Below are 25,368 nucleotides of genomic sequence, written 5' to 3' on the forward strand. Positions count from 1 at the left end.
CGAAGAACTTTGAACCATGGCCACTATCCACGTAGACGGCAAAGAGCTCGAAGTCGATGGCGCAGACAACCTGTTACAGGCATGTCTGTCCCTGGGCCTCGACATTCCTTATTTCTGCTGGCACCCCGCCCTTGGCAGCGTTGGCGCCTGTCGCCAGTGCGCGGTCAAGCAGTACACCGACGAGAACGACAAGCGTGGTCGGATCGTCATGTCCTGCATGACCCCCGCCACCGACGGCAGCTGGATCTCCATCGACGACGAAGAAGCGAAAGTGTTTCGCGCCAGCGTCGTCGAATGGCTGATGACCAACCACCCTCACGACTGCCCGGTCTGTGAGGAAGGCGGCCACTGCCATCTGCAAGACATGACCGTGATGACCGGCCACAACGAGCGCCGTTATCGCTTCACCAAGCGCACCCACCAGAACCAGGACCTCGGTCCGTTCATCTCCCACGAGATGAACCGCTGCATCGCCTGCTACCGTTGCGTGCGTTTCTACAAGGACTACGCCGGCGGCACCGACCTGGGCGTATTCGGCGCCCACGACAACGTGTATTTCGGTCGCGTTGAAGACGGCACCCTGGAAAGCGAATTTTCCGGCAACCTCACCGAGGTCTGCCCGACCGGCGTGTTCACCGACAAGACTCACTCCGAACGCTACAACCGCAAGTGGGACATGCAGTTCTCGCCGAGCATCTGCCATGGCTGCTCCAGCGGTTGCAACATCTCTCCGGGCGAGCGCTACGGTGAACTGCGGCGCATCGAAAACCGCTTCAACGGTTCGGTTAACCAGTACTTCCTGTGTGACCGTGGCCGTTTCGGCTATGGCTACGTCAACCGCAAGGATCGCCCACGCCAACCGCAGCTGGCGGGCGGTGCCAAGCTGAGCCTGGACGAAGCGCTGGACAAGGCCGCCGAGCTGCTGCGCGGTCGCAACATCGTCGGCATCGGTTCGCCACGGGCCAGCCTGGAAAGCAACTACGCCCTGCGTGAACTGGTCGGTGCCGAGCACTTCTACAGCGGCATCGAAGCCGGTGAGCTGGAACGCATCCGCCTAGTGCTGCAAGTGCTCAAGGACAGCCCGCTGCCCGTGCCGACGATGCGTGACATCGAAGACCACGACGCGGTGTTCGTGCTTGGCGAAGACCTGACCCAGACCGCCGCCCGCATGGCCCTGGCCCTGCGCCAGTCGGTCAAGGGCAAGGCCGAAGACATGGCCGACGCCATGCGCGTCCAGCCATGGCTCGACGCCGCCGTGAAGAACATCGGCCAGCACGCGCTGAACCCGCTGTTCATCGCCAGCCTCGCTGAAACCAAGCTCGACGACGTCGCCGAAGAATGCGTCCACGCCGCCCCTGACGACCTGGCCCGTATCGGCTTTGCCGTGGCCCACGCCCTGGACGCCAGCGCCCCGGCCGTCGAAGGCCTGGACAGCGAAGCGGCCGCCCTGGCCCAGCGCATCGCCGACGCCCTGCTGGCCGCCAAGCGCCCACTGATCATCGCCGGCACCTCGTTGGGCTCCAAGGCGCTGATCGAAGCCGCCGCCAACATCGCCAAGGCCCTGAAGCTGCGCGAGAAGAACGGTTCCATCAGCCTGATCGTGCCGGAAGCCAACAGCCTTGGCCTGGCCATGCTCGGTGGCGAATCGGTGGACGCGGCCCTGCAAGCGGTGATCGACGGCAGCGCCGACGCCATCGTGGTGCTGGAAAACGACCTGTACACCCGCACCGACAAGGCCCGCGTAGACGCCGCCCTGAACGCCGCGAAAGTGCTGATCGTCGCCGACCATCAGAAAACCGCCACCATCGACCGCGCCCACCTGGTGCTGCCGGCGGCGAGCTTCGCCGAAGGCGACGGTACACTGGTCAGCCAGGAAGGTCGCGCCCAGCGCTTCTTCCAGGTTTTCGACCCGCAATACCTGGACGCCAGCATCCTCGTACACGAAGGCTGGCGCTGGCTGCATGCCCTGCGCGCCACCCTGCTGGACCAGCCGATCGACTGGACGCAACTGGACCACGTCACCGCCGCCGTCGCTTCGAGCAGCCCGCAACTGGCCGCCATCGTCGACGCCGCACCGTCCGCCTCGTTCCGCATCAAAGGCCTGAAGCTGGCGCGCGAACCGCTGCGCTACTCCGGTCGCACCGCCATGCGCGCCGACATCAGCGTTCACGAACCGCGCACTTCCCAGGACAACGACACTGCGTTCTCGTTCTCCATGGAAGGCTACTCGGGCTCGACCGAACCGCGTTCCCAGGTGCCGTTCGCCTGGTCGCCGGGCTGGAACTCGCCACAAGCGTGGAACAAGTTCCAGGACGAAGTCGGCGGTCACCTGCGTGCCGGCGACCCGGGCACCCGCCTGATCGAAAGCCAGGGCGATGGCCTCAGCTGGTTCGCCAGCGTGCCGCGCGCCTTCAACCCAGCGCCGGGCACCTGGCAGGTCGTGCCGTTCCATCACCTGTTCGGCAGTGAAGAGAACTCTTCCAAAGCCGCACCGGTGCAAGAACGCATCCCAGCCGCCTACGTGGCGCTGGCCAAGTCCGAAGCCGATCGCCTGGGCGTCAACGACGGGGCCCTGTTGAGCCTGAACGTGGCCGGCCAGACCCTGCGTCTGCCGCTGCGCATCAATGAAGAACTGGGCGCCGGCCTGGTGGCTCTGCCGGCCGGTCTGGCGGGCATTCCGCCAGCCGTATTCGGCAAAACCGTCGACGGTCTGCAGGAGGCAGCGCAATGAGCTGGTTCACCCCCGAAGTGATCGCCGTGATCCTGACGGTTCTCAAGGCCATCGTGATCCTGCTGGCCGTGGTGGTCTGCGGCGCACTGCTGAGCTTCGTCGAGCGTCGCCTGCTGGGCTGGTGGCAGGACCGTTACGGTCCGAACCGTGTCGGCCCGTTCGGCATGTTCCAGATCGCCGCCGACATGATCAAGATGTTCTTCAAGGAAGACTGGACGCCGCCGTTCGCCGACAAGGTGATCTTCACCCTGGCACCGGTCGTGGCCATGAGCGCCTTGCTGATCGCCTTCGCGATCATCCCGATCACCCCGACCTGGGGCGTGGCGGACCTGAACATCGGCCTGCTGTTCTTCTTCGCCATGGCTGGCCTGTCGGTGTATGCGGTGCTGTTCGCCGGTTGGTCGAGCAACAACAAGTTCGCCCTGCTGGGCAGCCTGCGGGCCTCGGCCCAGACCGTGTCCTACGAAGTGTTCATGGGCCTGTCGCTCATGGGCATCGTGATCCAGGCCGGCTCGTTCAACATGCGCGACATCGTCGAGTACCAGGCCCAGAACCTGTGGTTCATCATTCCGCAGTTCTTCGGTTTCTGTACTTTCTTCATCGCTGGCGTGGCCGTGACTCACCGTCACCCCTTCGACCAGCCGGAAGCGGAGCAGGAACTCGCCGACGGTTACCACATTGAATATGCCGGCATGAAATGGGGCATGTTCTTCGTTGGTGAATACATCGGCATCATCCTGATCTCGGCGCTGCTGGTGACGCTGTTCTTCGGTGGCTGGCACGGCCCGTTCGGCATCCTGCCGCAACTGTCCTTCGTCTGGTTTGCGCTGAAGACCGCGTTCTTCATCATGCTGTTCGTCCTGCTGCGCGCCTCGATCCCGCGCCCACGCTACGACCAGGTGATGGACTTCAGTTGGAAATTCTGCCTGCCGCTGACCCTGATCAACATGCTGGTGACCGCTGCGATCGTTTTGATGAACGCGCCTGCGGCCGCGGTTCAGTGAGGATTTGACCCATGTTCAAATATATTGGCGACATCGTTAAGGGTACTGGTACCCAACTGCGAAGCCTGGTCATGATCTTCGGCCATGGCTTCCGCAAGCGCGACACCCTGCAATACCCGGAAGAGCCGGTCTACCTGGCCCCCCGCTATCGCGGCCGTATCGTCCTGACCCGCGACCCCGACGGCGAGGAACGCTGCGTGGCCTGCAACCTGTGCGCCGTGGCGTGCCCGGTAGGTTGCATCTCGCTACAGAAAGCTGAAACCGAAGACGGTCGCTGGTACCCGGACTTCTTCCGCATCAACTTCTCGCGCTGCATTTTCTGCGGCCTCTGCGAGGAAGCGTGCCCGACCACCGCGATCCAGCTCACGCCGGATTTCGAAATGGCCGAGTTCAAACGTCAGGACCTGGTGTACGAGAAAGAAGATCTGCTGATTTCCGGTCCCGGTAAAAACCCTGATTACAACTTCTATCGTGTTGCAGGCATGGCCATTGCCGGTAAGCCAAAAGGCGCCGCGCAGAACGAAGCCGAACCGATCAACGTGAAGAGCTTGCTGCCTTAAGGAAGAAAGATGGAATTCGCTTTCTATTTCGCATCGGGTATCGCGGTGGTGTCCACGCTTCGTGTGGTCACCAACACCAATCCCATCCATGCCCTGCTCTACCTGATCATTTCGCTGATCGCCGTGGCCATGACCTTCTTCGCCCTCGGTGCTCCGTTCGCCGGCGCGCTGGAAGTGATCGCCTACGCCGGCGCCATCATGGTGCTGTTCGTGTTCGTGGTGATGATGCTCAACCTCGGCCCGGCCGCGGTCCAGCAGGAACGCTCCTGGCTCAAGCCCGGCATCTGGGCGGGGCCGGTGATCCTGTCCGCCCTGCTGCTGGGTGAACTGCTGTATGTGCTGTTCGCTCACCAGAGCGGCCAGGCCATCGGCCACACCACCGTAGGTGCCAAGGCCGTGGGCATCAGCCTGTTCGGTCCGTACCTGCTGGTGGTTGAACTCGCCTCGATGCTGCTGCTTGCCGCAGCCGTCACGGCGTTCCATTTGGGCCGTAACGAGGCGAAGGAGTAATCACATGCCTGCTATCCCTCTCGAGCATGGTCTGGCGGTTGCCGGCATCCTGTTCTGCCTCGGTCTGGTTGGCCTGATGGTCCGCCGCAACATTCTGTTCGTGCTGATGAGCCTGGAGGTCATGATGAATGCCTCCGCCCTGGCCTTCATCGTCGCGGGCGCTCGCTGGGCGCAGCCGGATGGACAGATCATGTTCATCCTGGTGATCAGCCTGGCAGCCGCCGAGGCCAGTATCGGCCTGGCGATCCTGTTGCAGCTGTACCGCCGCTTCCACACTCTCGATATCGACGCTGCCAGCGAGATGCGCGGATGAACCTAATCTTTCTGACTTTCGTATTCCCCCTCATTGGTTTCCTGCTGCTGTCGTTCTCTCGTGGACGCTGGTCGGAAAACCTTTCGGCGCTGGTTGGCGTGGGTTCCATCGGCCTGTCTGCCATCGTCACGGCCTACGTGATCTGGCAGTTCAACGTCGCCCCGCCCGAAGGCGGTGTGTATGTGCAGGTGCTGTGGCGCTGGATGGCGGTGGAAGGCTTCACGCCGAACTTCGCCCTCTACCTGGACGGCCTGTCCATCACCATGCTTGGCGTGGTGGTCGGCGTGGGCTTCCTGATCCACCTGTTCGCCTCCTGGTACATGCGCGGTGAAGCCGGTTACTCGCGCTTCTTCGCCTACACCAACCTGTTCATCGCCAGCATGCTGTTCCTGGTGCTCGGCGATAACCTGTTGTTCCTGTACTTCGGCTGGGAAGGCGTGGGCCTGTGCTCGTACCTGTTGATCGGTTTCTACTACAGCAACCGCAACAACGGTAACGCGGCGCTCAAGGCGTTCATCGTCACCCGGATCGGCGACGTGTTCATGGCCATCGGCCTGTTCATCCTGTTCCAGCAACTGGGCACGCTGAACATCCAGGAACTGCTGGTCAAGGCGCCGGAGCACTTCAAGGTCGGTGACTTCTGGATCGTCCTGGCGACCCTGATGCTGCTCGGTGGCGCCGTCGGTAAATCCGCGCAACTGCCGCTGCAAACCTGGTTGGCGGACGCGATGGCCGGCCCTACCCCGGTCTCGGCACTGATCCACGCCGCGACCATGGTGACCGCTGGCGTCTACCTGATCGCCCGTACCCACGGCCTGTTCGCCCTGGCGCCGGACATCCTGCACCTGGTCGGCATCGTCGGTGGCGTGACCCTGGTACTGGCCGGTTTTGCCGCCCTGGTACAGACCGACATCAAGCGCATCCTCGCCTACTCGACCATGAGCCAGATCGGCTACATGTTCCTGGCCCTGGGCGTGGGTGCCTGGGAAGGCGCGATTTTCCACCTGATGACCCACGCGTTCTTCAAGGCCCTGCTGTTCCTGGCCTCCGGTGCGGTGATCGTTGCCTGCCACCACGAGCAGAACATCTTCAAGATGGGCGGCCTGTGGAAAAAACTGCCACTGGCCTATACCAGCTTCATCGTCGGCGGCGCGGCCCTGGCGGCCCTGCCACTGGTCACCGCCGGTTTCTACTCCAAGGACGAGATCCTCTGGGAAGCGTTCGCCAGCGGTAACCAGGCGCTGCTCTATGCCGGCCTGGTGGGTGCGTTCATGACCTCGCTGTACACCTTCCGCCTGATCTTCATCGCATTCCACGGTGAAGCCAAGACCGAAGCCCATGCCGGCCATGGCATTGCTCACTGGTTGCCACTGTCGGTGCTGATCGTGCTGTCGACCTTCGTCGGCGCCATGATCACCCCACCGCTGGCCGATGTGCTGCCGCAAAGCGTCGGCCATGCCGGCGGCGAAGCCAAGCACAGCCTGGAAATCGCCTCGGGCGCCATTGCCCTGGCGGGTATCCTGCTGGCCGCCCTGCTGTTCCTGGGCAAGCGTCGTTTCGTCACGGCGATCGCCAACAGCGGCATCGGGCGATTCCTTTCGGCCTGGTGGTTCGCCGCCTGGGGCTTCGACTGGATCTACGACAAACTGTTCGTCAAGCCATACCTTGCGATCAGCCACATTCTGCGCAAAGACCCGCTCGACCAGACCATTGGCCTGATCCCGCGCATGGCCAAGGGCGGCCACACTGCCCTGAGCCGTACCGAGACCGGTCAACTGCGTTGGTATGCGGCTTCCATGGCGGCTGGCGCCGTGCTGGTTATCGGCGCCATCGTGCTGGTAGCGGTCTGATATGAACCTTGCGAACTTGCGAAAGGAAACGAGCCCGTCATGATTCTGCCCTGGCTAATCCTGATCCCCTTCATCGGCGGCCTGCTGTGCTGGATCGCGGAGCGCTCCAGCTCCACGCTCCCGCGCTGGATTGCGCTGCTGACCATGTCCCTGGAACTCGCGCTCGGCCTCTGGCTGTGGGCGACCGGCGACTATTCATTTGCTCCGGCCCCTGGCGCCGATCCGACCTGGGCGCTTGAATTCAAGCACATCTGGATCGAACGCTTCGGCATCAGCGTGCACCTGGCCCTCGACGGCCTGTCGCTGCTGATGATCCTGCTGACCGGCCTGCTGGGTATCCTCTCGGTACTCTGCTCCTGGAAAGAGATCCAGCGTCACGTCGGTTTCTTCCACCTGAACCTGATGTGGATCCTGGGCGGCGTCATCGGCGTGTTCCTGGCGCTGGACCTGTTCATGTTCTTCTTCTTCTGGGAAATGATGCTGGTGCCGATGTACTTCCTCATCGCGCTCTGGGGTCACAGTTCTTCGGACGGCAAGAAAACCCGGATCTACGCGGCGACCAAGTTCTTCATCTTCACCCAGGCTTCCGGCCTGATCATGTTGGTGGCGATCCTTGGCCTGGTACTGGTCAACTTCAACAACACCGGTGTGATTACCTTCAATTACGCCGACCTGTTGAAAGTGCAGATGTCCAAGACCACCGAGTACGTGCTGATGCTCGGCTTCTTCATCGCCTTCGCGGTGAAGCTGCCGGTGGTGCCGTTCCACTCCTGGCTGCCGGACGCCCACGCCCAGGCGCCGACCGCCGGTTCCGTGGACCTGGCCGGTATCTTGCTCAAGACCGCGGCCTATGGCCTGCTGCGTTTTGCCCTGCCGCTGTTCCCCAATGCCTCGGCGGAGTTCGCGCCGATCGCCATGACCCTGGGCCTGATCGGGATTTTCTACGGTGCGTTCCTGGCGTTCGCCCAGACCGACATCAAGCGCCTGATCGCGTTCTCCAGCGTTTCGCACATGGGCTTCGTGCTGATCGGGATCTACTCCGGCAGCCAGCTTGCCCTGCAAGGCGCGGTGATCCAGATGCTGGCTCACGGCCTGTCGGCGGCGGCGCTGTTTATCCTCAGCGGCCAGTTGTACGAGCGCCTGCACACCCGGGACATGCGTGAGATGGGCGGCATCTGGTCGCGCATCGCCTACCTGCCGGCCATCAGCCTGTTCTTCGCGGCCGCGTCCCTGGGCTTGCCGGGCACGGGTAACTTCGTTGGCGAGTTCCTGATCCTGATCGGCTCGTTCGTCAGTTCGCCATGGATCACCGCCATTGCGACTTCCGGCCTGGTGTTCGGTTCGGTCTACTCGCTGATCATGATCCACCGCGCCTACTTCGGCCCGTCCAAGTCGGACGAAGTGCTGCGCGGCATGGACGGTCGCGAACTGATCATGGTGCTCGGCCTTGCGGTGCTGCTGGTTTACCTCGGCGTTTCCCCGCAACCGTTCCTCGACACCTCTGCCGCCACGATGCATGGCGTGCAGCAGTGGCTCGGCACCGCCTTCTCTCAACTCGCTTCGGCCCGGTAAGAGCGCTATGGAATTCACGATTCAACACTTTATCGCGCTTGCGCCGCTGTTGATCACCAGCGCCACGATCATCGTGGTGATGCTGGCGATCGCCTGGCGGCGCAATCACTCACAGACCTTCCTGCTGTCGGTGGCGGGGCTGAACCTGGCCTTGCTGTCGATCTTGCCGGCCCTGAAAGTCGCGCCCCTGGCGGTCACCCCGCTGATGCAGATCGACAGCTTCGCCTGCCTGTACATGGCGCTGATCCTGGTCGCCACCCTGGCCTGCGTTACCCTCGCCCACGCCTACCTCGGCGATGGCGGTTCGGGTTACCCGGGTAACCGCGAAGAACTGTACCTGCTGATCCTGATGGCCGCCGCCGGTGGCCTGGTCCTGGTCAGCGCGCAGCACCTGGCCAGCCTGTTCATCGGCCTGGAACTGCTGTCGGTACCGGTCTACGGCTTGGTGGCCTACGCCTTCTTCAACAAGCGCTCCCTGGAAGCCGGCATCAAGTACATGGTGCTGTCGGCGGCCGGTTCCGCGTTCCTGTTGTTCGGCATGGCCCTGCTCTATGCCGAAGCCGGCACCCTGAGCTTCGTCGGCATCGGCCAGGCCCTGGCGGCCACCGGCCTGCCTAGCCCGATCGCGCAACTGGGCCTGGGCATGATGCTGATCGGCCTGGCGTTCAAACTGTCGCTGGTGCCCTTCCATCTCTGGACCCCGGACGTTTACGAAGGCGCCCCGGCGCCAGTGGCGGCGTTCCTGGCCACCGCATCGAAAGTCGCGGTGTTCGCGGTGATGGTGCGTCTGTTCCAGATCTCGCCAGTGGCCAGCAGCGGTGTGCTGAGCAACGTGCTGACCCTCATCGCCATCGCGTCGATCCTGTTCGGTAACCTGTTGGCGCTGACCCAGAGCAACCTCAAGCGTCTGCTGGGTTACTCGTCCATTGCCCACTTCGGCTACCTGCTGATCGCCCTGATCGCCAGCAAAGGCCTGGCCGTGGAAGCCATCGGCGTGTACCTGGTCACCTACGTGATCACCAGCCTCGGCGCCTTCGGCGTGATCACCCTGATGTCCTCGCCGTACAACGGCCGCGACGCCGACGCCCTGTACGAGTACCGCGGCCTGTTCTGGCGCCGTCCGTACCTGACCGCCGTGCTGACCGTGATGATGCTGTCCCTGGCCGGCATCCCGCTGACCGCCGGCTTCATCGGCAAGTTCTACATCATCGCCACCGGCGTCGAGGCTCACCAATGGTGGCTGGTCGGCTCCCTGGTGCTGGGCAGTGCCATCGGCGTGTTCTACTACCTGCGCGTCATGGTCACCCTGTACCTGATGGAACCGAACCTGCGTCGCCACGACGCCGAGCTGCACTGGGAACAGAAGGCAGGCGGCGTGATGCTGCTGGCCATCGCCGTATTGGCGTTCTTCCTCGGCGTGTACCCGCAGCCGTTGTTGACCCTGGTTCAGCAGGCTGGCTTGACGGGCTGATCGCCTAGCGGTAGCTCGTAGAAAACAGAAACGGCACCTTTGGGGTGCCGTTTTTTTTGCGCAAGGGAAACACCCTTTAGTGCCGCAGGCCAGTGGCATGGGCGCTAGCACTGGAATGCTATTTATTCAGTTGCCCGATTTAGCTCATGACCCAGCCCGCCACGGTGGAAGCGCCCTTTCGAAAAGTGAAAAGGCGCCATGCAGGAAACGGTTGAAGCGAGCGGCATCACGCCGCAGTCCTGCCTGTTGACCACCAATCAGGCACAGATGGGCCATCTGACCTATCACTTCTGCTTCGCCTGGCATATGGACCAAGCGGCGGCACGTCCGTATCGCGAAGTCCAGTCTTCTTGTGTCAACACGCTGCTGAAACTCGCCTACCAACGGATCATGCAGCGACCAGGCGCGGATGGAAACTTCCCGCCCCGGTTGTTTCTCGGCGGCAATACTCAAATAGCGTTTCAGGATTTCACCCGCGCTACTGCCCTGCCCCGCATAAGCGAGCATGCGCTCCGTGTAGTCTTCTTCCCAAGCGGCCAGCAAGGTGCGGACAAAATCTTCGCGATTGCGGAAATGGTGGTAGAACGATCCGCGGGTCACATTCAATCGGCGCGATAGACTCTCGGCCGAAACACCGGTATGCCCTATTTGGTCGAGGGCCTCAAAACCAGCCGCGATCCAATGGTGACGCGTTAGCTTTCCCACCGATCATTTCGCTCCCTATTGAGCACCATACAGACTGTGTAGGGTGCGTAACCGATCAGTACGCTGCGAACACCCGCAAAGATGGCCGTTGCGTTTTGCACGCCAGCACTTTTCATGGAGCTCGCCTTGAAGAAAATCGTTCTGGTTGCTTTCGACCAATTCACTGATATCGACCTATTCCTGATGTGGGACATCTTAGGCCGCAACACTGAGGATTGGCACGTCCGAATATTGGGTTCCAGCGCTATCGTGCGATCGGCGCACGGCCTGCCTGTCCCGGTACACGGTCCACTTTCCGAGGCCAACAGTGCTGACGCGGTATTGTTCGTCAGCGGCAAGGAAGGGATACCCGCTGCACTTGCCGCCCCGGATTTCCTGCCGTCGTTTGAACTTGATGCCAGACGCCAGCGAATTGGCTCCATATGCGCCGGAGCGTTCATTCTCGAACGGCTTGGGCTACTCAGCGGCCCAGCCACTACACACCCGGATGCACGAGCGAGCCTGCAAGCGCTGGGACTTGAGTCCATGGATCAACCGCTTGTATGCCAGGGAAACGTTGCAACCGCTGGCGGATGCCTTTCGGCGCTCTATCTGGTGGGATGGTTGGTTGAATCCTGGTTCGATGCCGACAAACGCCGTGCGACGTTGCTCCCTGTTCTACCGGCTGGGCAGCAAGCACTCTATGATGCCTTGATCGGGCTCAGTATCCGACAGGGAGAAGTGGGCGCCGCCCAACAAGAAACGCGACATGGCCTGTCGCCGAATTGGTAGTTAGAACTCAGGAGAGATCCCCGATGCCCCGAGAATTTGAGCTCATCACGGCCGTGCCAGTCCCCTCGAGGTCCGGCATCACCCACCTTTACAAGTCGATGAACCTGGCGGACGCTTTTGCGATTCGGCTCCCTGCGGGCACATCCAGCAATCCAGATCTGCTGGCTCGATTCATCTTTTCCCACCAGCCATCCTGGATCGGATGGCTCCTGAAAGTCCGAGACACTGTCGTTGCCGGTTTTGGTCTCAAGACAGCCAGACACTTGGCAACCCTTGCCAATCGGGTTGGCATCTTCAAGGTCTACAGCACGAACCAGACTGAAATCGTATTGGGCGAGGACGACAAGCACCTCGACTTCCGGATATCGATCCTGTGTTCTGGTGAGGCAGAGCCAGAAGGCCGTCGCCAACTGGTTCTTTCAACCGTGGTCCAGTGCCACAACCGTCTGGGCCGGGCCTACATCTTCGTTATTGCCCCCTTTCACCGCATGGTCGTTAAAGCCAGCCTCCTGCGTGCAGCGCGTGTCGGCTGGCCTCAGGCTACCTGCCCCCAGGGCTGAGAGCGTGAGCGACCAAATCAAACCTGCGCTATGAAAGGCTAACTTGCAGGCCCGGAAGGAGAGACAAGGTTGAACTTCGATTTTGAATGCGTGGTCGTGGGCGCTGGCGTCGTTGGGCTCGCCGTGGCGCGAGAGATGGCGCGTGCCGGGCATGAAGTGCTGCTGATCGAAGCCACCGAAGCCATCGGCATGGGCATCAGCTCGCGCAACTCCGAAGTCATCCATGCGGGCATCTATTATCCGCCGGGCAGTCTCAAGGCGCAGCTGTGCGTCGAAGGCCGGCACCGGTTGTACACCTATTGTGAAAGCCATGGCGTCGCTACCCACCGGCTCGGCAAGCTGATCGTTGCCACGGATCAGGCACAGGTGGGCGGACTCGAAATATTGCTTGAGCGGGGCTTGAAGAACGGCGTGGACGACCTGCGCCTGCTCGACCAAGAACAGGCGCAGGCACTGGAACCGGCCCTGGCCTGTGTCGCCGCGCTGTATTCGCCTTCCACCGGTATCGTCGATTCCCACGCTCTGATGCTCGCCTTGCAGGGTGACGCCGAAGCGGCTGGGGCGAACATTGCTTTCCGTACGCCTTTACTGGGCGCTCGCATCATCACTGGGGGCTTCATCCTGGAATTGAGCGGCACGGCGCAGATGACCTTGTCCTGTCGCCTGCTGATCAACGCCGCGGGCCTCCAGGCACCTGCTCTCGCCCGCCGCATCGAAGGCCTGGAGATGCAATCGGTGCCCGAAGACTTTTTGTGCAAGGGCAACTACTTCAGCCTCGCCGGGCGAGCACCGTTCCGGCACTTGGTCTATCCCGCCCCGGAAGCCGCCGGCCTGGGCATCCACATGACGTTGGACCTGGCCGGCCAGGCGCGTTTCGGCCCGGACACCGAATGGGTCGACTGCGAGGACTACCGAGTGGATCCGGCCCGGGCCGAAGCGTTTTACCCGGCGATCCGCAATTATTGGCCGGGCCTGCCGGACCAGAGCCTGCAACCGGCGTACAGCGGCATCCGCCCGAAGATTTCCGCCCCCGGCGAGCCGGCCCACGACTTTGTCATCAGCAGCGAGGCCGAACACCGGGTGCCTGGGTTGATCAACCTGCTCGGCATCGAGTCGCCTGGGCTGACGTCCTGCCTGGCAATCGCCAGTCGGGTCCGACAGCGGATCGAAAATGTCTAGCCACCCGCGCAAAGTGCAACGCATTTTGCAGCCCGCTCATGCAGCTTGCACGACGCCGGAAATTATTTTCGTTCCAACTTATTGTTTTTAAAGAGTTTTTAAATCGATCTTCGGCTGGCACAGCTGATGCAATTCAGCTCTTACGCGGCGTAGGCGCTCGAAGCCTGCCCGCTTCCGTGTATTGCCGAGGAGCTACCTATGAATGCCATCGATCTGTTGAAAGCCGACCACGAACGCGTCAAAGCCATCCTGACTCAACTGAGCGAGTCGACTGAACGCGCCGTGAAAAAACGCACCGACCTGTTGGCGAAACTGGAAATGGAAATTTCCATCCACACCCGCCTGGAAGAAGAAATTCTTTATCCGGCTTTCAAGCAGGCCGGTGGCAAGGACGAGGCTGAAATGTATTACGAGGCCAAGGAAGAACACCGTACCGTCGACTCGCTGGTGCTGCCGGACCTCAAAGCCACCGATCCAACCCAGCCGGAATTCGCCGGTCGGGTGAAAGTGGTCAAGGAACTGCTCGAGCATCACATCGAGGAAGAAGAAAAGGAGATGTTCCCCCATGCGAAAAAATTGTTGGGCAAGGCAAAACTCGATGCCTTGGGTGCAGACATGGAAGCCATGAAAGCGCAGTACAAAAAAGAACTGAGCAGCGCCAACCTCGCCGCCTGATCAGAGCGCGGTAGATGCTTCAGCCGTCATGTGACGGCTGAATGCACTGCGGCGCTTTATTGCATTTGTTCACGCAAGAATTCCACCAACGCCTGCACCGGGCGTGCACTTTGCCGATGCTGGGGATACACCGCCGACAGCGCCAACGGTTCGGTCTCGAAGCCTTCCAGGACCTTGATCAGCCGCCCATCCTTCAAGGCATCGCCGAGGATGAAAGCAGGCAGATAGGTGATGCCCATGCCGGCGATGGCCGCGTCCCTGAGCAAGTCCCCGTTATTGGCGCGCATGCGTCCCGTGACCTCCAGGGTCAGCGGTTTGCCGGCCCCCACGAAACGCCACTGCACCTGACGGCTGTGACCATAGGGCAAGCAGTCGTGATTGCGCAGGTCTTCAGGCCGCGCGGGTGTGCCTTTTTGCGCCAGGTAGGCGGGGCTGGCGCAGTACACCCGCTCGATAGTCGCGATGCGCCGGGCAATCAGCGTCGAATCCTCCAGCACGCCGATGCGCAGCGCGAGGTCATAACCCTCCCCCAGCAGATCCACCGAGCGGTCGCTCAGGTCCACCTCGACGCTGACGCCCGGATAGCGCTGCAGAAACAGCGGCAGCAGGCTGCCCAGGTGCGCCATGGCGAAGGACAACGGTGCGCTGAGCCGAATGGTGCCGCGGGGCTCGCTGGTCTGGCCGCTGATGCCCTGCTCCACCTGTTCGAGCTCATTGAGCAGACGCAGCGCCGCTTCGTGATAGCGCTGGCCCAGGGGCGTGACATCCAGCCGCCGGGTCGAGCGATTGAGCAGGCGCACGCCCAGGCGCTGTTCCAGTTCCATCAGCTTGCGGCTGACGAACTGCTTGGACAGCCCCAACTTTTCCGCCGCTGCGGTGAAACTGCCCGACTCCATGACCTGGGCAAAGATGCGCATTTCTTCGAAGGGGTTCATTTCTTTCCAAGTAGACGGAAGGTGTCAGCCGAACACAGAACTGTGGCGAGGGGATTTATCCCCGCTGGGCTGCGCAGCAGACCCGGTAATGAATCATGGGCACATTCTGCCACAACTGGTTGGCTGACTTTGGGGCCGCTGCGCAGCCCAGCGGGGATAAATCCCCTCGCCACAAGGTTAATTGCCAGACAAAAAGATGCCCGCACGTTGGCGGGCATCCGTTCAGCAAGAAAGCAGCTTACTTGGCCGTCAGCGCCGAGTAGCTGTTCATCAGGTTGCGGTAGTTCGGAATGCGCTGGGACAGCAGGTTGCCCAGGCCTTCGATGTCGTTGCGCCAGTCGCGGTGCAGCTCACAGGCCACCGAGAACCAGTTCATCATCTGCGCGCCGGCAGCGGTCATGCGTACCCAGGCGGCCTGTTGCACGGTTTCGTTGAACGTACCCGAAGCGTCGGTGACGACGAACACGTCGAAACCTTCAGCCAGCGCCGACAGGGTCGGGAACGCCACGCAGACATCGGTGACCACGCCAGCGATGATCAGTTGCTTGCGGCCGGTGGCCTTGATCGCCTTGACGAAGTCTTCGTTGTCCCAGGCATTGATCTGGCCTGGACGCGGGATGTACGGCGCATCCGGGAACATCTCCTTGAGTTCCGGCACGATCGGGCCGTTAGGGCCTTTTTCAAAGCTGGTGGTGAGGATGGTGGGCAGTTCGAAGAACTTCGCCAGGTCGGCCAAGGCCAGCACGTTGTTCTTGAACTCGTTGGGCGAGAAGTCCTGGACCAGGGAAATCAGGCCGGTCTGGTGATCGACCAGCAGGACGACCGCGTCGTCTTTGTTCAGACGGTTGTAGGCGGGAACGTTGCTCATGGGATGACTCCTTTGGGATGGATGTTACAAAACCTGGTGGGAGATCTGTGTGGATCAGTTAAAAGGCAAAGCAGGAACAGCCAAACGCGCCCCAGAAGCCTTGGAAATCGCTGACCGGGACGTTCGACAACCGCGCCCGTTCATGGCTGTGGGCATGCACCGTGCACGGGCCGCTGCACTGGTGGACCTGAGCCTGCAACGGTGAGGTCGGGCGCCAGTGGCCCGGGACCTTGACCACCGGCGACCAGTCCGGCAGCACCGGGACGCTGGCCGGCCCGAGCTTTTCGAAGTCGCCGGCGGCGTACACCACCTTGCCGTCGACCACGGTCAGTACCGACTCGATCCACTTGATGGCTTCTTCCTCGACGCTGAAGAAATCCGCGCTCAGGGCCGCCAGGTCCGCCAGTTGGCCGACCTTGATCTGGCCTTTCTTGCCCTGCTCCGACGAGAACCAGGCGCTGCCATGGGTGAACAGTTCCAACGCGGTCAGGCGCGGCAAGCCCTCTTCGTGCAACGAAAGGCCGCCGACCGTGCGCCCGCTGACCATCCAGTACAGCGAGGTCCAGGGGTTGTAACTGGAAACGCGAGTGGCGTCGGTGCCGGCGCCCACCGGCACGCCTTCGGCGAGCATGCGCTTGATCGGCGGCGTGGCTTCGGCGGCCTTGGCGCCGTAGCGGTCGACAAAGTATTCACCCTGGAAGGCCATGCGATCCTGGATCGCAATGCCGCCGCCCAACGCCCGTACGCGCTCGATGTTCTTCGGCGTGATGGTTTCGGCGTGGTCGAAGAACCACGGCAAGCCATTGAACGGGATGTCACGGTTGACCTTCTCGAACACGTCGAGCATGCGGCTGATGGATTCGTCATAGGTGGCGTGCAGGCGGAACGGCCAGCGCTGTTCCACCAGGTGGCGGACCACCGGTTCCAGGTCCTGCTCCATGCCGGGCGGCAGGTCCGGACGCGGCTCGAGGAAGTCCTCGAAATCCGCCGCCGAGAACACCAGCATTTCACCGGCGCCGTTGTGCCGCAGGAAATCATCGCCCTGGTGCAACTTGACGCTGCCGGTCCAGTTCTTGAAATCGCTGAGTTCTTCCTTGGGCTTCTGGGTGAACAGGTTGTAGGCGATGCGCACCGTCAACTGCTGCTCGCGGGCCAACTGCTCGATCACCGCATAGTCGTCCGGGTAGTTCTGGAAGCCGCCGCCAGCATCGATGGCACTGGTCAGGCCCAGGCGATTGAGTTCACGCATGAATTGGCGCGTGGAGTTGACCTGGTACTCCAGCGGTAGCTTCGGCCCTTTCGCCAGCGTCGAATAAAGGATCATCGCGTTGGGCCGCGCCACCAGCATGCCGGTGGGTTCGCCCTTGCTGTCACGCACGATCTCGCCACCCGGCGGGTTCGGCGTGTCACGGGTGTAGCCGGCCACCCGCAGCGCGGCGCGGTTGAGCAAGGCACGGTCATACAGGTGCAGCACGAACACCGGCGTGTCGGGAGCGGCCTGGTTCAGTTCTTCCAGGGTCGGCATGCGTTTTTCGGCGAACTGGAATTCGTTCCAGCCGCCGACCACGCGCACCCACTGTGGCGTTGGCGTGCGGTCGGCCTGGTCCTTGAGCATGCGCAAGGCATCGGCCAGGGATGGCACGCCCTCCCAGCGCAGCTCCAGGTTGTAGTTCAGGCCGCCACGGATCAAGTGCAGGTGCGAGTCGTTGAGCCCGGGGATGACGGTGCGACCCTTGAGGTCGATGACCTGGGTGCCACTACCGCGCAGGGCCATGGCTTCGGCATCGGTGCCCACCGCGACGAAGCGTCCCTGGCTGATGGCGACTGCGCTGGCGCGGGGCTTCTCGCGGTCGACGGTATGGAATTGACCGTTGAATAGAATCAGATCGGCGTTCATCGGGTTTCCTTCTGAATGAGTAGAGGCAAGGGACAGACGTGGCCAGAAAGCCGCCGCCGCACTGAGCAAGGACCCAGCGGCCAAGAGTTGGCGGCGCAGCGGGTCGGTTGGATCGTCGTTATTGGCCATGGCCGGGCTCCAGGTGTTCGTGGGCCTTCGAAGCTTCCATCCAGGGTGCGAACAATCGAGTCGCCAGCGGCATGAACACGTACACGACCGAAAGCACGATGGTCAGGGTGATCAGGAACGTCGCCACCACATAGTTGGAAAGAAACGCATTGAGTTGCAGCAACGGCCCCCAGATCAGCGGCACTAGCAGGGTGTGCGGCAGGATGACCAGCAGCGTCACCACCGACTGCTTCCAACGCGGTGGCGGTGTGGCAGCATCGGCCAGCGGGGCGAACCAGAACTCCTTGTGCGGCGCGACTTCGGTCTGGTCGCCGTCGGCCAGCAAGGGCGTGGCCTCCTCCACCAGCTCACGGCGTTCGGGCGAGTCCAGCCAGCGTTGCATAGCCTCGGTGGAACAGAAGCGCAGCACGCAGGTGAACAGCGATAATCCGCCCCGCTTGCCCCGGACCACGTCCACACCCAGGTGCCCTGGCCACTGACCGGCCACGCTTACGATGCGCCGCAACCAAGCCTCGTAGGCCGCGTCCTGGCCGGCCTTGATCCGGTGCTTGACCACCAGGGTGACGATTTCGTCGAAGCCGGGTTTGGCCGGGCTCGCAGGGGAGCCGATGGTTTGAGATTCAGACATGGCGAAGCACTCCAACTAAACGCGTGTTCATCGCCAGGCGCCCGGGCCCGGCAATCAATACGCTGGTAAATATGATCAGCAGCAACCAACCGAACTGCCCTTCTTCCAGGCTCCACTGCGGGTGCACCACCAGCAGCGCCACGGCCAGGAGAAACAGGATCGGCAGGCACGCCAGGCGCACCAGCACACCGGCCATGATCAGCAGCGGACACAGCACCTCGGCGAAAATCGCCAGGATCAGGGTCGGTGCTGCGCCCAAGTGAAACGGGTCTTCGATGCGGGTCAGTTCGACGCTGTAGTGCAACAGCTTCGGCAACCCATGGACCCACAGCAAAAACAACGCGCCACTCAGGCGCAGGAACAACAAGCCCAGGTCCTGCCACGGGCGCTCATCGGTCATGTTCATCGGTGGGCTCCGTCCGCGGCGATCGAGGCCGCCGCTGGCAGCGGTTGGGACATGTGGCTGGCAATGCGCGAACGCAGCCAGCGCTCGGCCGGGTCGTTGTCATGCACCCCGCTCCAGACCATCGACAGCTCGGCGGCATTGATCTCGAACGGAGGGTCCTCGGCGCGCAGCGCACAGCCTTCCACCAGCGCGCAGGCGGCATAGTCGGGCACGGTGGCGATCAGCTCGGTGCCGGCCAGCAAGGCCCGTAGCCCGCTGAATTGCGGCACCGCCAGCACCACTTTGCGGGTCCGGCCGATGCGGGCCAGGTCCAGGTCGATGTTGCCGCTCAGGTCGCCCGAGAACGAGACCATGGCGTGGGGACGCGAGCAGTACTCGTCCAGGGTCAAGGGGCCCGGGCGCTTGTCGCCACGCAAGACCTTGCAAGGGATGTCCCGCAGTTTCTTGCGCTTGGCATTGGCCGGCAGATCGGTGGTGTAGCTGACACCGACGCTGATTTCACCGCTGGCCAGCAGCGACGACATCAGCAGGAAATTGGCCCGGCGCACCACCACGATGATCCCCGGCGCTTCTTCGCGCAGTTGGCTCAGCAACGGTGGAAACAGGCCGAATTCGGCATCGTCGGACAGACCGATACGGAACACGTCGCAACTGGTGGACGGGTCGAACGCCTTGGCCCGGCTGACCGCGCCAGAGATGGTGTCCATGGCCGGTTGCAGCTCTTGCAGGATCGCCAGGGCTCGCGGGGTCGGTTCCATGCCGCGACCGTGGCGGATCAGCAACGGGTCATCGAACAGATCCCGCAGCCGCCCCAGCGCCGCGCTCACCGCCGGCTGGCCCATGAACAGCTTTTCGGCGACGCGGGTCAGGTTTTTCTCGAACATCAGCGCCTCGAAGATCACCAGCAGGTTCATGTCGAGGCGGCGTAAATCGTTGCGGTTCATGGGTGTTGGTCCTGTCGAATACCGATCCTGTGGGAGCGAGCTTGCTCGCGATAGCCGGGTGTCAGTCGGCGGCGATGTTGACTGTTGCGCCGCCATCGTCGGAACGCCCGGAGCAAGCTCGCTCCCACAGGTGTGTGGCTTGATCAGCCCCGGATGAACGCCAGCAGGTCGGCGTTCAACCGGTCCTTGTGGGTATCGGTCAGGCCATGGGGCGCGCCCGGGTACACCAGCAACTGTGAGTTCTTCAGCAATTTGGCGGCGGCGATGCCAGCCGTTTCGATGGGGACCACCTGATCGTCATCGCCGTGGACTACCAGGGTCGGCACGTCGATGTTGCGCAGGTCTTCGGAAAGATCGGTCTCCGAGAACGCCTTGATGCAGTCATAGGTGTTCTTGTGGCCGGCGAGCATGCCCTGCATCCAGAACCAGTCGATCATGCCTTGGGAGACTTTGGCGCCCGGACGGTTGGCACCGAAAAACGCGCTGGCCACATCTTTGTATAGCTGAGAACGGTCAGCCAGGGAGGCCTGGCGGAAACCGTCGAACACCTCCACAGGCAGACCGCCGGGGTTGTCCGGGGTCTTGAGCATCAGCGGCGTCACCGCCGAAATCAGGCCGAGCTTGGCGACACGGGCAGCCCCATGGCGACCGATGTAGCGCGCCACTTCGCCACCGCCGGTGGAGAAGCCGAGCAACACCGCGTCCTTCAAGTCCAGCCGCTCGATCAGCTCGGCGAGGTCATCGGCGTAGGTGTCCATGTCGTTGCCGTCCCAGGGCTGGCTGGAACGCCCGTGCCCACGGCGGTCATGGGCGATCACCCGATAGCCATTGGACGCCAGGAACATCATCTGCGCTTCCCAACTGTCCGAGTTCAACGGCCAGCCGTGGCTGAAGACCACCGGTTGACCACTGCCCCAGTCCTTGTAGTAAATCTCGGTGCCGTCGCGGGTAATGAAGGTGCTCATGACGTGACTCCTTGAGGTGGGTGGATCGCTTTATGGTCCGGCCATGGGAGGCACCTGCGTGAGTTAAACGTTGTTAATTTTTTCGGAACTGAAGTGTTAAAAACCCTCGCTGTTGTGGCGAGGGAGCTTGCTCCCGCTGGACTGCGCAGCAGTCCTAGAACTGTCACCTCGGCGTGTCAGATTGATTGGGGGTGAGGCCTTTGGGGCCGCTTCGCGGCCCAGCGGGAGCAAGCTCCCACGCCACGGGGTTCTGTGTCTGGCAGACAGGCTGTGGGAAGCCCGCGCCGTTGCGCTTGACGCAAAACCTGAGGAATATGCTCGGGTAAAGCCCAGGCACCGGACCAGAACATTGAGAGCAACATGAGCCAATACCTCAGCCTGCCCGTCGAACAGACGGTGCACTTCGGCCCTTACCGGGTCCATCCTCGCCAGCGCCTGGTGCTCGAGGGTGGGCAACCGTTGCGCCTGGGCAGGCGGGCCGTGGAGATTCTGCTGGTGCTGCTCGAGCACGCTGGCGAGGTGGTGAGCAAGCAGCAACTGATCGCCCGGGTCTGGCCCAGGAGCGTGGTGGAAGATACCAACCTGCGCGTGCACGTCGCGGCACTGCGCAAGGCCCTCGGGGATGGCCAGGCCGGGCAGCGCTACATCGTCACCGTGGCGCAGCGCGGCTACAGTTTTGTCGCGCCGCTGTCATTCGAACCGCTCGACCAATGGGCGCACATCCCTCATCCGTCGTTGACGCGCAACCTGCCGCTGCAGCGCACCCGCATGATCGGGCGCCAGGCCCTGGTGGAAAACCTGGTAGCCCAGCTACCGCGAAAACGCTTCATTACCCTGGTCGGTACCGGCGGCATCGGCAAGACCACCGTTGCCCTGCGGGTCGCTGAACGGCTGATCGGCCAGTACCGTGACGGCACTCATCTGCTGGACCTGGCATCGCTCAACGAAGCGGCCATGATCGCCCCCAACCTGTGCGCATTGCTCGACCTGCCTCTGCAGGACGGTGATCCGCTGGACGCCATCGCCCGGCAGCTCAAGGAGCGACATCTGCTGCTGGTCATCGACAACTGCGAGCACCTGATCGACACCGTCGCCCTGCTCGCCGAAACCCTGCTGCGCGGCGCTCCTCACCTGCACATCCTGGCCACCAGCCGCGAAGACCTGCGCGCCGAAGGCGAACACGTGCAGCGCCTGGATGCCCTGGCGTTCCCGCCCCGGGAAATGCCCATCGAGGGCTATCCCGCCCTGGAATACCCGGCGCTGCAACTGTTTGCCGAGCGCGCGCTGGCCAGCCGTGATGACTTCGAACTGAGCGACCGCGAGGTGCCGTTGATAGTCGACATCTGCCAGCGGCTGGACGGGATTCCCCTGGCCATCGAGCTGGCCGCCGGACAACTCGGCCGCTTCAGCCTCGAAGCACTGCACCGGCAATTGCAAGACAGCGTCGCCCTGCTCCACAACGACACCGGCGCCGCCCCACGCCAACAGACCCTGCGCGCCACGCTGGACTGGAGCTTCGCGCTGCTCACGGCCTGCGAGCAGACCTGCCTGCGGCGGCTGGCGGTGTTCATGGGCAGTTTCAACCTGGCCTCGGCCGCCGCAGTGATCGTCGTCCAGCATGTCGCGCCCGATCAGGTGCTGGTGTCGGTCAGCCAGTTGGTCGCCAAATCGTTGCTCAATGTAGAGATCGGCGATGAAGAGGTGCGCTATCGCCTGCTGGACACCACCCGCCGTTATGCCTTGGAAAAACTGGCCGAAGCCGGGGAATTGGCGGCCAGCCAGGAACGCCATGCCGAGCGCTGCCTGGCGCTCATGGGACAAGCGGAAAGCGATTGGGAAAACACCCCCACCCGACTGTGGATCACCCGCTACGCCGACTATCGCGACGACATCCGCGCGGCGCTCGACCGAGGCTTGGGCCCGCAAGGTTCACACGCCGTCGCGATCCGCCTGACTGCCCGTACCCTGCCCCTCTGGCAGGAGCTGTCGCTGCTCAAGGAACACGGCCTCTACGTCAACAAAGCGCTGCAATTATTGCGGGCCAGCCCCGCGCCATGCCCGCGCTTGACCCTGGCCCTGGAACTGGCCCACGCCAGTTTCAACTACCACACCGAGGGCGGTACGCCGGCCACTGTCCGCGCCTTCGCCACGGCCCGGCAGCTGGCCCGGCAATGCCAGGAACTGGCCGGCGAACTGAGGGCCGTGTCCGGGCAAATGACCGTCGACCTCAGTTGCGGCGACTACCAACAGGCCCTGGCACACAGCCGGGATTTCGACCGGTTGGGCTTGCAGGGCGACCCGACCCTGTCCTTGAGCACTCAACGCCTGCGGGTGCTGGCGCTGCATTTCACCGGCGACCAGGGCGCGGCGCGGCGCGAAGCCGAACAGGTGATCCAGCGCCTGGCCCAAAGCGGTCACCTCAGCCGCTTCAGCCACGGCTTCGGCGTGCAATACGATCAGAGCGTGGCCGCGCTGACGGTTCTGGCGCGCATCCTCTGGCTGCAAGGTTTTGCCGAAAAAGCCCGGCGCACGGCCAACCTGGCGCTGCAAATCGCCTTGCAGATCAACCACGGCATTTCGATCTGCTACACCTTGGCGCTGACCGGTTGCGTGATCGCCCACTACACCGGCGATCATTCGATTGCCCGGGAAAGGCTCGACCTGTTGAAGCAACAGGCCAAGAAACATTCGGTGATGCTGTTCCACGACTGGGCCTGCCATTACGACCGCGCACTCGATGGCCTGCCCCTGGCAACACGCCCGACAAACGGCTTGATCCAGGACATCGCCGTCACCCTGCGTAGCGACTTCGTCAGCCCGGCGCAAATCGAACGGGCGCGCAGTGGCGCCGCGGGTTGGTGTTCGGCGGAGATCCTGCGGGCCGATGCCGAGACCTTGCTGGCCCGGAACGAGCCGTCTCTTGAAGAAGCAGCCGAAGCGCAACTGCTGGCCGCCCTGGGCATCGCCCGTCGTCACCAGGCCCTGGCCTGGGAACTGCGCAGCGCCACGTCCCTGGCCCGTTTGTGGCAGCGCCAAGGGCAGGCGCATGCTGCGCAGGCGCTGCTCGACCCCGTCTATCGACGCTTCACCGAAGGTTTCGAGACCCCAGACCTATTGGAAGCCGGCGCGCTGCTCCAGGCGCTGACTTGACGGTTGGGGTCTTGAATGCCGGACTCCCCAAGCGCCTTGCAACACGTAACGCCGATGAAACACAGGCCACTGGCCACTGCGTCGCAATTTGTCCATGGCATAGGCGCGAGTGGTGTGGAGCAGATGGAAGCGCCCCCCTTCGGCAAGCGGCTCGACCATCAGCAGTGACGCGCCCACCAGCCGCGACAGCAGCGAGGGTAATTGCCCGACACTCAGCTCAGCGCAACTGATCACGGCCAACGCCGCCTTGAGCGTAAACGGCCCCTCGAACACCGCCAGACGCTGGAATGCGGTTTTTTCGTCAGTGCTCAAACGCTCGAAACTCGAGTCCAACACCGCCTCCAGGCTGCGGTGCCGGGCCACCGCAGTACGCCGCCCGACGCTCAAGAGGGATAAACCGTGATCCAGTTGTTCCAGGACCCCTGCCACTCCCAAGGCATCGACCTGGGCCGCCGCCAATTCCAACGCCAGCGGCAATCCGTCCAGGCGCTGGCAGATCTGCGCAAGCGTCCGCCAGTCGCGACCACCCGGCCTGAAGCCCTGCTGCCGGGCGCCGACCCGCTCGATCAGCAACTGCACCGCCGGGCATGCCTCGATCTGATGCTCCGGTTCCAGGGGCGACGCCACGGCCAGGCCCGGCAGTGACACAATTCTTTCGTCGGGCAAGTCCAAGGGTGCGCGACTGCTGACCAGCAACGACACCCCGGGCGCCGCAGCCACTGCCTGGACCAGCTCCCGACAAGCATCGAGCAGGTGCTCGCAACCGTCGAGCACCAGCAACATCCGATAGGGTTCGAGAGAGCGGGCCAACGCCCCCTGCTCCACGCCCAGCACACCGGCCACTTGCGCCACCACTTGCGAGGGGTCGCTGACGTCCGCCAGGTCAACGAACCAGGCACCGTCCTTAAAGTGTTCGAGCAGCAGTTCCGCCACCCGCACCACCACGGTGGTCTTGCCGACCCCACCGGGGCCGGTCACGGTGGTCACGGCTTGACGGGGCACTTGCGCCAGTAACCGCCCCAGGACTTTGTCGCGACCCACCACCGGGTTCAAGCGCCTGGGCAGGTTGTGTCGCTCGGTTTGTGGACTGAAAGGCGACTCAACGCGCGCTTGCGCTACCAGGGGCAGCGCAAGGCAATAGCCTTGTCGAGGATGATTGAGGATATAGCGAGCGCCGCCGCGCCCATCACCGAAGGCCCGCCGCAGCGCCGCAATGTGCACCCGCAGGTTGATGGCCTCCACGACGCTGTCCGGCCAGACGTGGGCGATGAGTGTTTGCTTGCTGACGTACTGGCCGGCGTGCTCCACCAGCACCTGCAGGACATCCAGGGCACGGCCGCCCAGTGCGAGGGGCTGGCCGTCACGGGTGACCAGCCGCTGCTGCCGGTAGAAGACAAACGGACCGAAGCCCACCGCCGGCTCGCTATAAGGTTTGACGAAACTATTCATGGGCGATCCAGCGCCGGATAACCGGTGCGAGCGTCCGTGTGCGGATTCACCGGACACGTCTGCCCTGGCTCCTGCGCATCCTTTCCAAAGGGTTCG

22 protein-coding genes are annotated in these 25,368 nt (G+C 62.9%); 13 read left to right on the forward strand and 9 right to left on the reverse strand.

What is annotated here, in order from left to right:
* Positions 1-16 precede the first annotated feature (16 nt).
* Genes nuoG through nuoN form a run of 8 tightly spaced genes read left to right on the forward strand, consistent with a single transcriptional unit; the run spans position 17 to position 10,011 of the window.
* Entirely contained in the window at positions 17-2,731 is a 2,715-nt protein-coding gene (gene nuoG, locus BM300_RS04710; protein WP_092462160.1) for an NADH-quinone oxidoreductase subunit NuoG, read from the forward strand.
* Complete coding sequence (gene nuoH, locus BM300_RS04715; protein ID WP_030141318.1) at positions 2,728-3,735, forward strand: NADH-quinone oxidoreductase subunit NuoH; 1,008 nt, start codon at positions 2,728-2,730, stop codon at positions 3,733-3,735. Before nuoG ends, nuoH begins: the two co-directional genes overlap by 4 nt.
* An 11-nt stretch (positions 3,736-3,746) precedes the next feature.
* Positions 3,747-4,295, forward strand: a complete 549-nt coding sequence (nuoI, locus tag BM300_RS04720) for an NADH-quinone oxidoreductase subunit NuoI (RefSeq protein ID WP_003180051.1) — start codon at positions 3,747-3,749, stop codon at positions 4,293-4,295.
* 9 nt (positions 4,296-4,304) lie between these two features.
* Entirely contained in the window at positions 4,305-4,805 is a 501-nt protein-coding gene (gene nuoJ / locus BM300_RS04725; protein WP_063320471.1) for an NADH-quinone oxidoreductase subunit J, read from the forward strand.
* Between the two features lie 4 nt (positions 4,806-4,809).
* Positions 4,810-5,118, forward strand: coding sequence for an NADH-quinone oxidoreductase subunit NuoK (gene nuoK / locus BM300_RS04730; protein ID WP_003180046.1), 309 nt, complete (start codon positions 4,810-4,812; stop codon positions 5,116-5,118).
* Entirely contained in the window at positions 5,115-6,968 is a 1,854-nt protein-coding gene (nuoL, locus tag BM300_RS04735) for an NADH-quinone oxidoreductase subunit L (protein ID WP_063320470.1), read from the forward strand. The genes nuoK and nuoL overlap by 4 nt, the downstream gene beginning before the upstream one ends.
* Positions 6,969-7,007: 39 nt before the next feature.
* Positions 7,008-8,540: an NADH-quinone oxidoreductase subunit M gene (gene nuoM, locus BM300_RS04740; protein WP_063320469.1), complete on the forward strand. Its 1,533-nt coding sequence runs from the start codon at positions 7,008-7,010 to the stop codon at positions 8,538-8,540.
* A 7-nt stretch (positions 8,541-8,547) separates the two neighbouring features.
* On the forward strand, positions 8,548-10,011 hold the full coding sequence (gene nuoN, locus BM300_RS04745) for an NADH-quinone oxidoreductase subunit NuoN (protein WP_092222673.1): 1,464 nt from the start codon (positions 8,548-8,550) through the stop codon (positions 10,009-10,011).
* Positions 10,012-10,155: 144 nt separating this feature from the next.
* Here the strand turns inward: nuoN and BM300_RS31650 are convergent, their stop codons facing one another.
* The gene (locus BM300_RS31650; RefSeq protein ID WP_086936544.1) at positions 10,156-10,716 is read right to left on the reverse strand and encodes a TetR/AcrR family transcriptional regulator; all 561 of its coding nucleotides are present in this window, start codon (positions 10,714-10,716) and stop codon (positions 10,156-10,158) included.
* A gap of 81 nt (positions 10,717-10,797) precedes the next feature.
* On the opposite strand from BM300_RS31650, the gene BM300_RS04755 reads away from it, so the two are divergent.
* The 4 genes from BM300_RS04755 (at position 10,798) to BM300_RS04770 (ending at position 13,901) form a co-directional block, all read left to right on the forward strand.
* Positions 10,798-11,487, forward strand: coding sequence for a DJ-1/PfpI family protein (locus tag BM300_RS04755; RefSeq protein ID WP_371914649.1), 690 nt, complete (start codon positions 10,798-10,800; stop codon positions 11,485-11,487).
* 23 nt (positions 11,488-11,510) lie between these two features.
* A complete protein-coding gene (locus BM300_RS04760) occupies positions 11,511-12,047 on the forward strand; it encodes a DUF2867 domain-containing protein (RefSeq protein WP_063320466.1) in 537 nt (178 codons plus the stop codon).
* Between the two features lie 69 nt (positions 12,048-12,116).
* Positions 12,117-13,226, forward strand: coding sequence for an NAD(P)/FAD-dependent oxidoreductase (locus BM300_RS04765; protein ID WP_092462162.1), 1,110 nt, complete (start codon positions 12,117-12,119; stop codon positions 13,224-13,226).
* A 198-nt stretch (positions 13,227-13,424) separates the two neighbouring features.
* Positions 13,425-13,901: a hemerythrin domain-containing protein gene (locus BM300_RS04770; protein WP_063320464.1), complete on the forward strand. Its 477-nt coding sequence runs from the start codon at positions 13,425-13,427 to the stop codon at positions 13,899-13,901.
* Between the two features lie 56 nt (positions 13,902-13,957).
* Here BM300_RS04770 and BM300_RS04775 read toward each other — a convergent pair whose 3' ends face one another.
* From BM300_RS04775 to BM300_RS04805, 7 genes are all read right to left on the reverse strand, one after another.
* Positions 13,958-14,836: a LysR family transcriptional regulator gene (locus BM300_RS04775; protein WP_063320463.1), complete on the reverse strand. Its 879-nt coding sequence runs from the start codon at positions 14,834-14,836 to the stop codon at positions 13,958-13,960.
* A gap of 238 nt (positions 14,837-15,074) precedes the next feature.
* Complete coding sequence (gene ycaC, locus BM300_RS04780; protein WP_003203400.1) at positions 15,075-15,704, reverse strand: isochorismate family cysteine hydrolase YcaC; 630 nt, start codon at positions 15,702-15,704, stop codon at positions 15,075-15,077.
* Positions 15,705-15,762: 58 nt separating this feature from the next.
* Positions 15,763-17,601 (reverse strand): amidohydrolase, encoded by a 1,839-nt coding sequence (locus tag BM300_RS04785; protein ID WP_024617381.1) that lies wholly within the window; start codon positions 17,599-17,601, stop codon positions 15,763-15,765.
* Positions 17,602-17,719: 118 nt separating this feature from the next.
* Positions 17,720-18,358 (reverse strand): antibiotic biosynthesis monooxygenase, encoded by a 639-nt coding sequence (locus tag BM300_RS04790; protein WP_092346140.1) that lies wholly within the window; start codon positions 18,356-18,358, stop codon positions 17,720-17,722.
* Positions 18,351-18,764, reverse strand: coding sequence for a DoxX family protein (locus BM300_RS04795; protein ID WP_092462164.1), 414 nt, complete (start codon positions 18,762-18,764; stop codon positions 18,351-18,353). Before BM300_RS04795 ends, BM300_RS04790 begins: the two co-directional genes overlap by 8 nt.
* A complete protein-coding gene (locus tag BM300_RS04800) occupies positions 18,761-19,708 on the reverse strand; it encodes a LysR family transcriptional regulator (RefSeq protein WP_063320460.1) in 948 nt (315 codons plus the stop codon). Before BM300_RS04800 ends, BM300_RS04795 begins: the two co-directional genes overlap by 4 nt.
* 143 nt (positions 19,709-19,851) lie before the next feature.
* Positions 19,852-20,673, reverse strand: coding sequence for an alpha/beta fold hydrolase (locus BM300_RS04805; RefSeq protein WP_092144450.1), 822 nt, complete (start codon positions 20,671-20,673; stop codon positions 19,852-19,854).
* A 360-nt stretch (positions 20,674-21,033) separates the two neighbouring features.
* Here BM300_RS04805 and BM300_RS04810 point away from each other — a divergent pair, with 360 nt between their 5' ends.
* Positions 21,034-23,823 (forward strand): ATP-binding protein, encoded by a 2,790-nt coding sequence (locus BM300_RS04810; RefSeq protein WP_092462166.1) that lies wholly within the window; start codon positions 21,034-21,036, stop codon positions 23,821-23,823.
* Here BM300_RS04810 and BM300_RS04815 read toward each other — a convergent pair.
* Positions 23,785-25,272 (reverse strand): ATP-binding protein, encoded by a 1,488-nt coding sequence (locus BM300_RS04815; RefSeq protein ID WP_092144447.1) that lies wholly within the window; start codon positions 25,270-25,272, stop codon positions 23,785-23,787. The two genes, BM300_RS04810 and BM300_RS04815, sit on opposite strands and share 39 nt — an antisense overlap.
* Positions 25,273-25,368: the final 96 nt, after the last annotated feature.

Origin of the sequence: Pseudomonas sp. NFACC46-3 (assembly GCF_900114515.1) — a bacterium.
Taxonomy (GTDB): Bacteria; Pseudomonadota; Gammaproteobacteria; order Pseudomonadales; family Pseudomonadaceae; genus Aquipseudomonas; species Aquipseudomonas fluorescens_Q.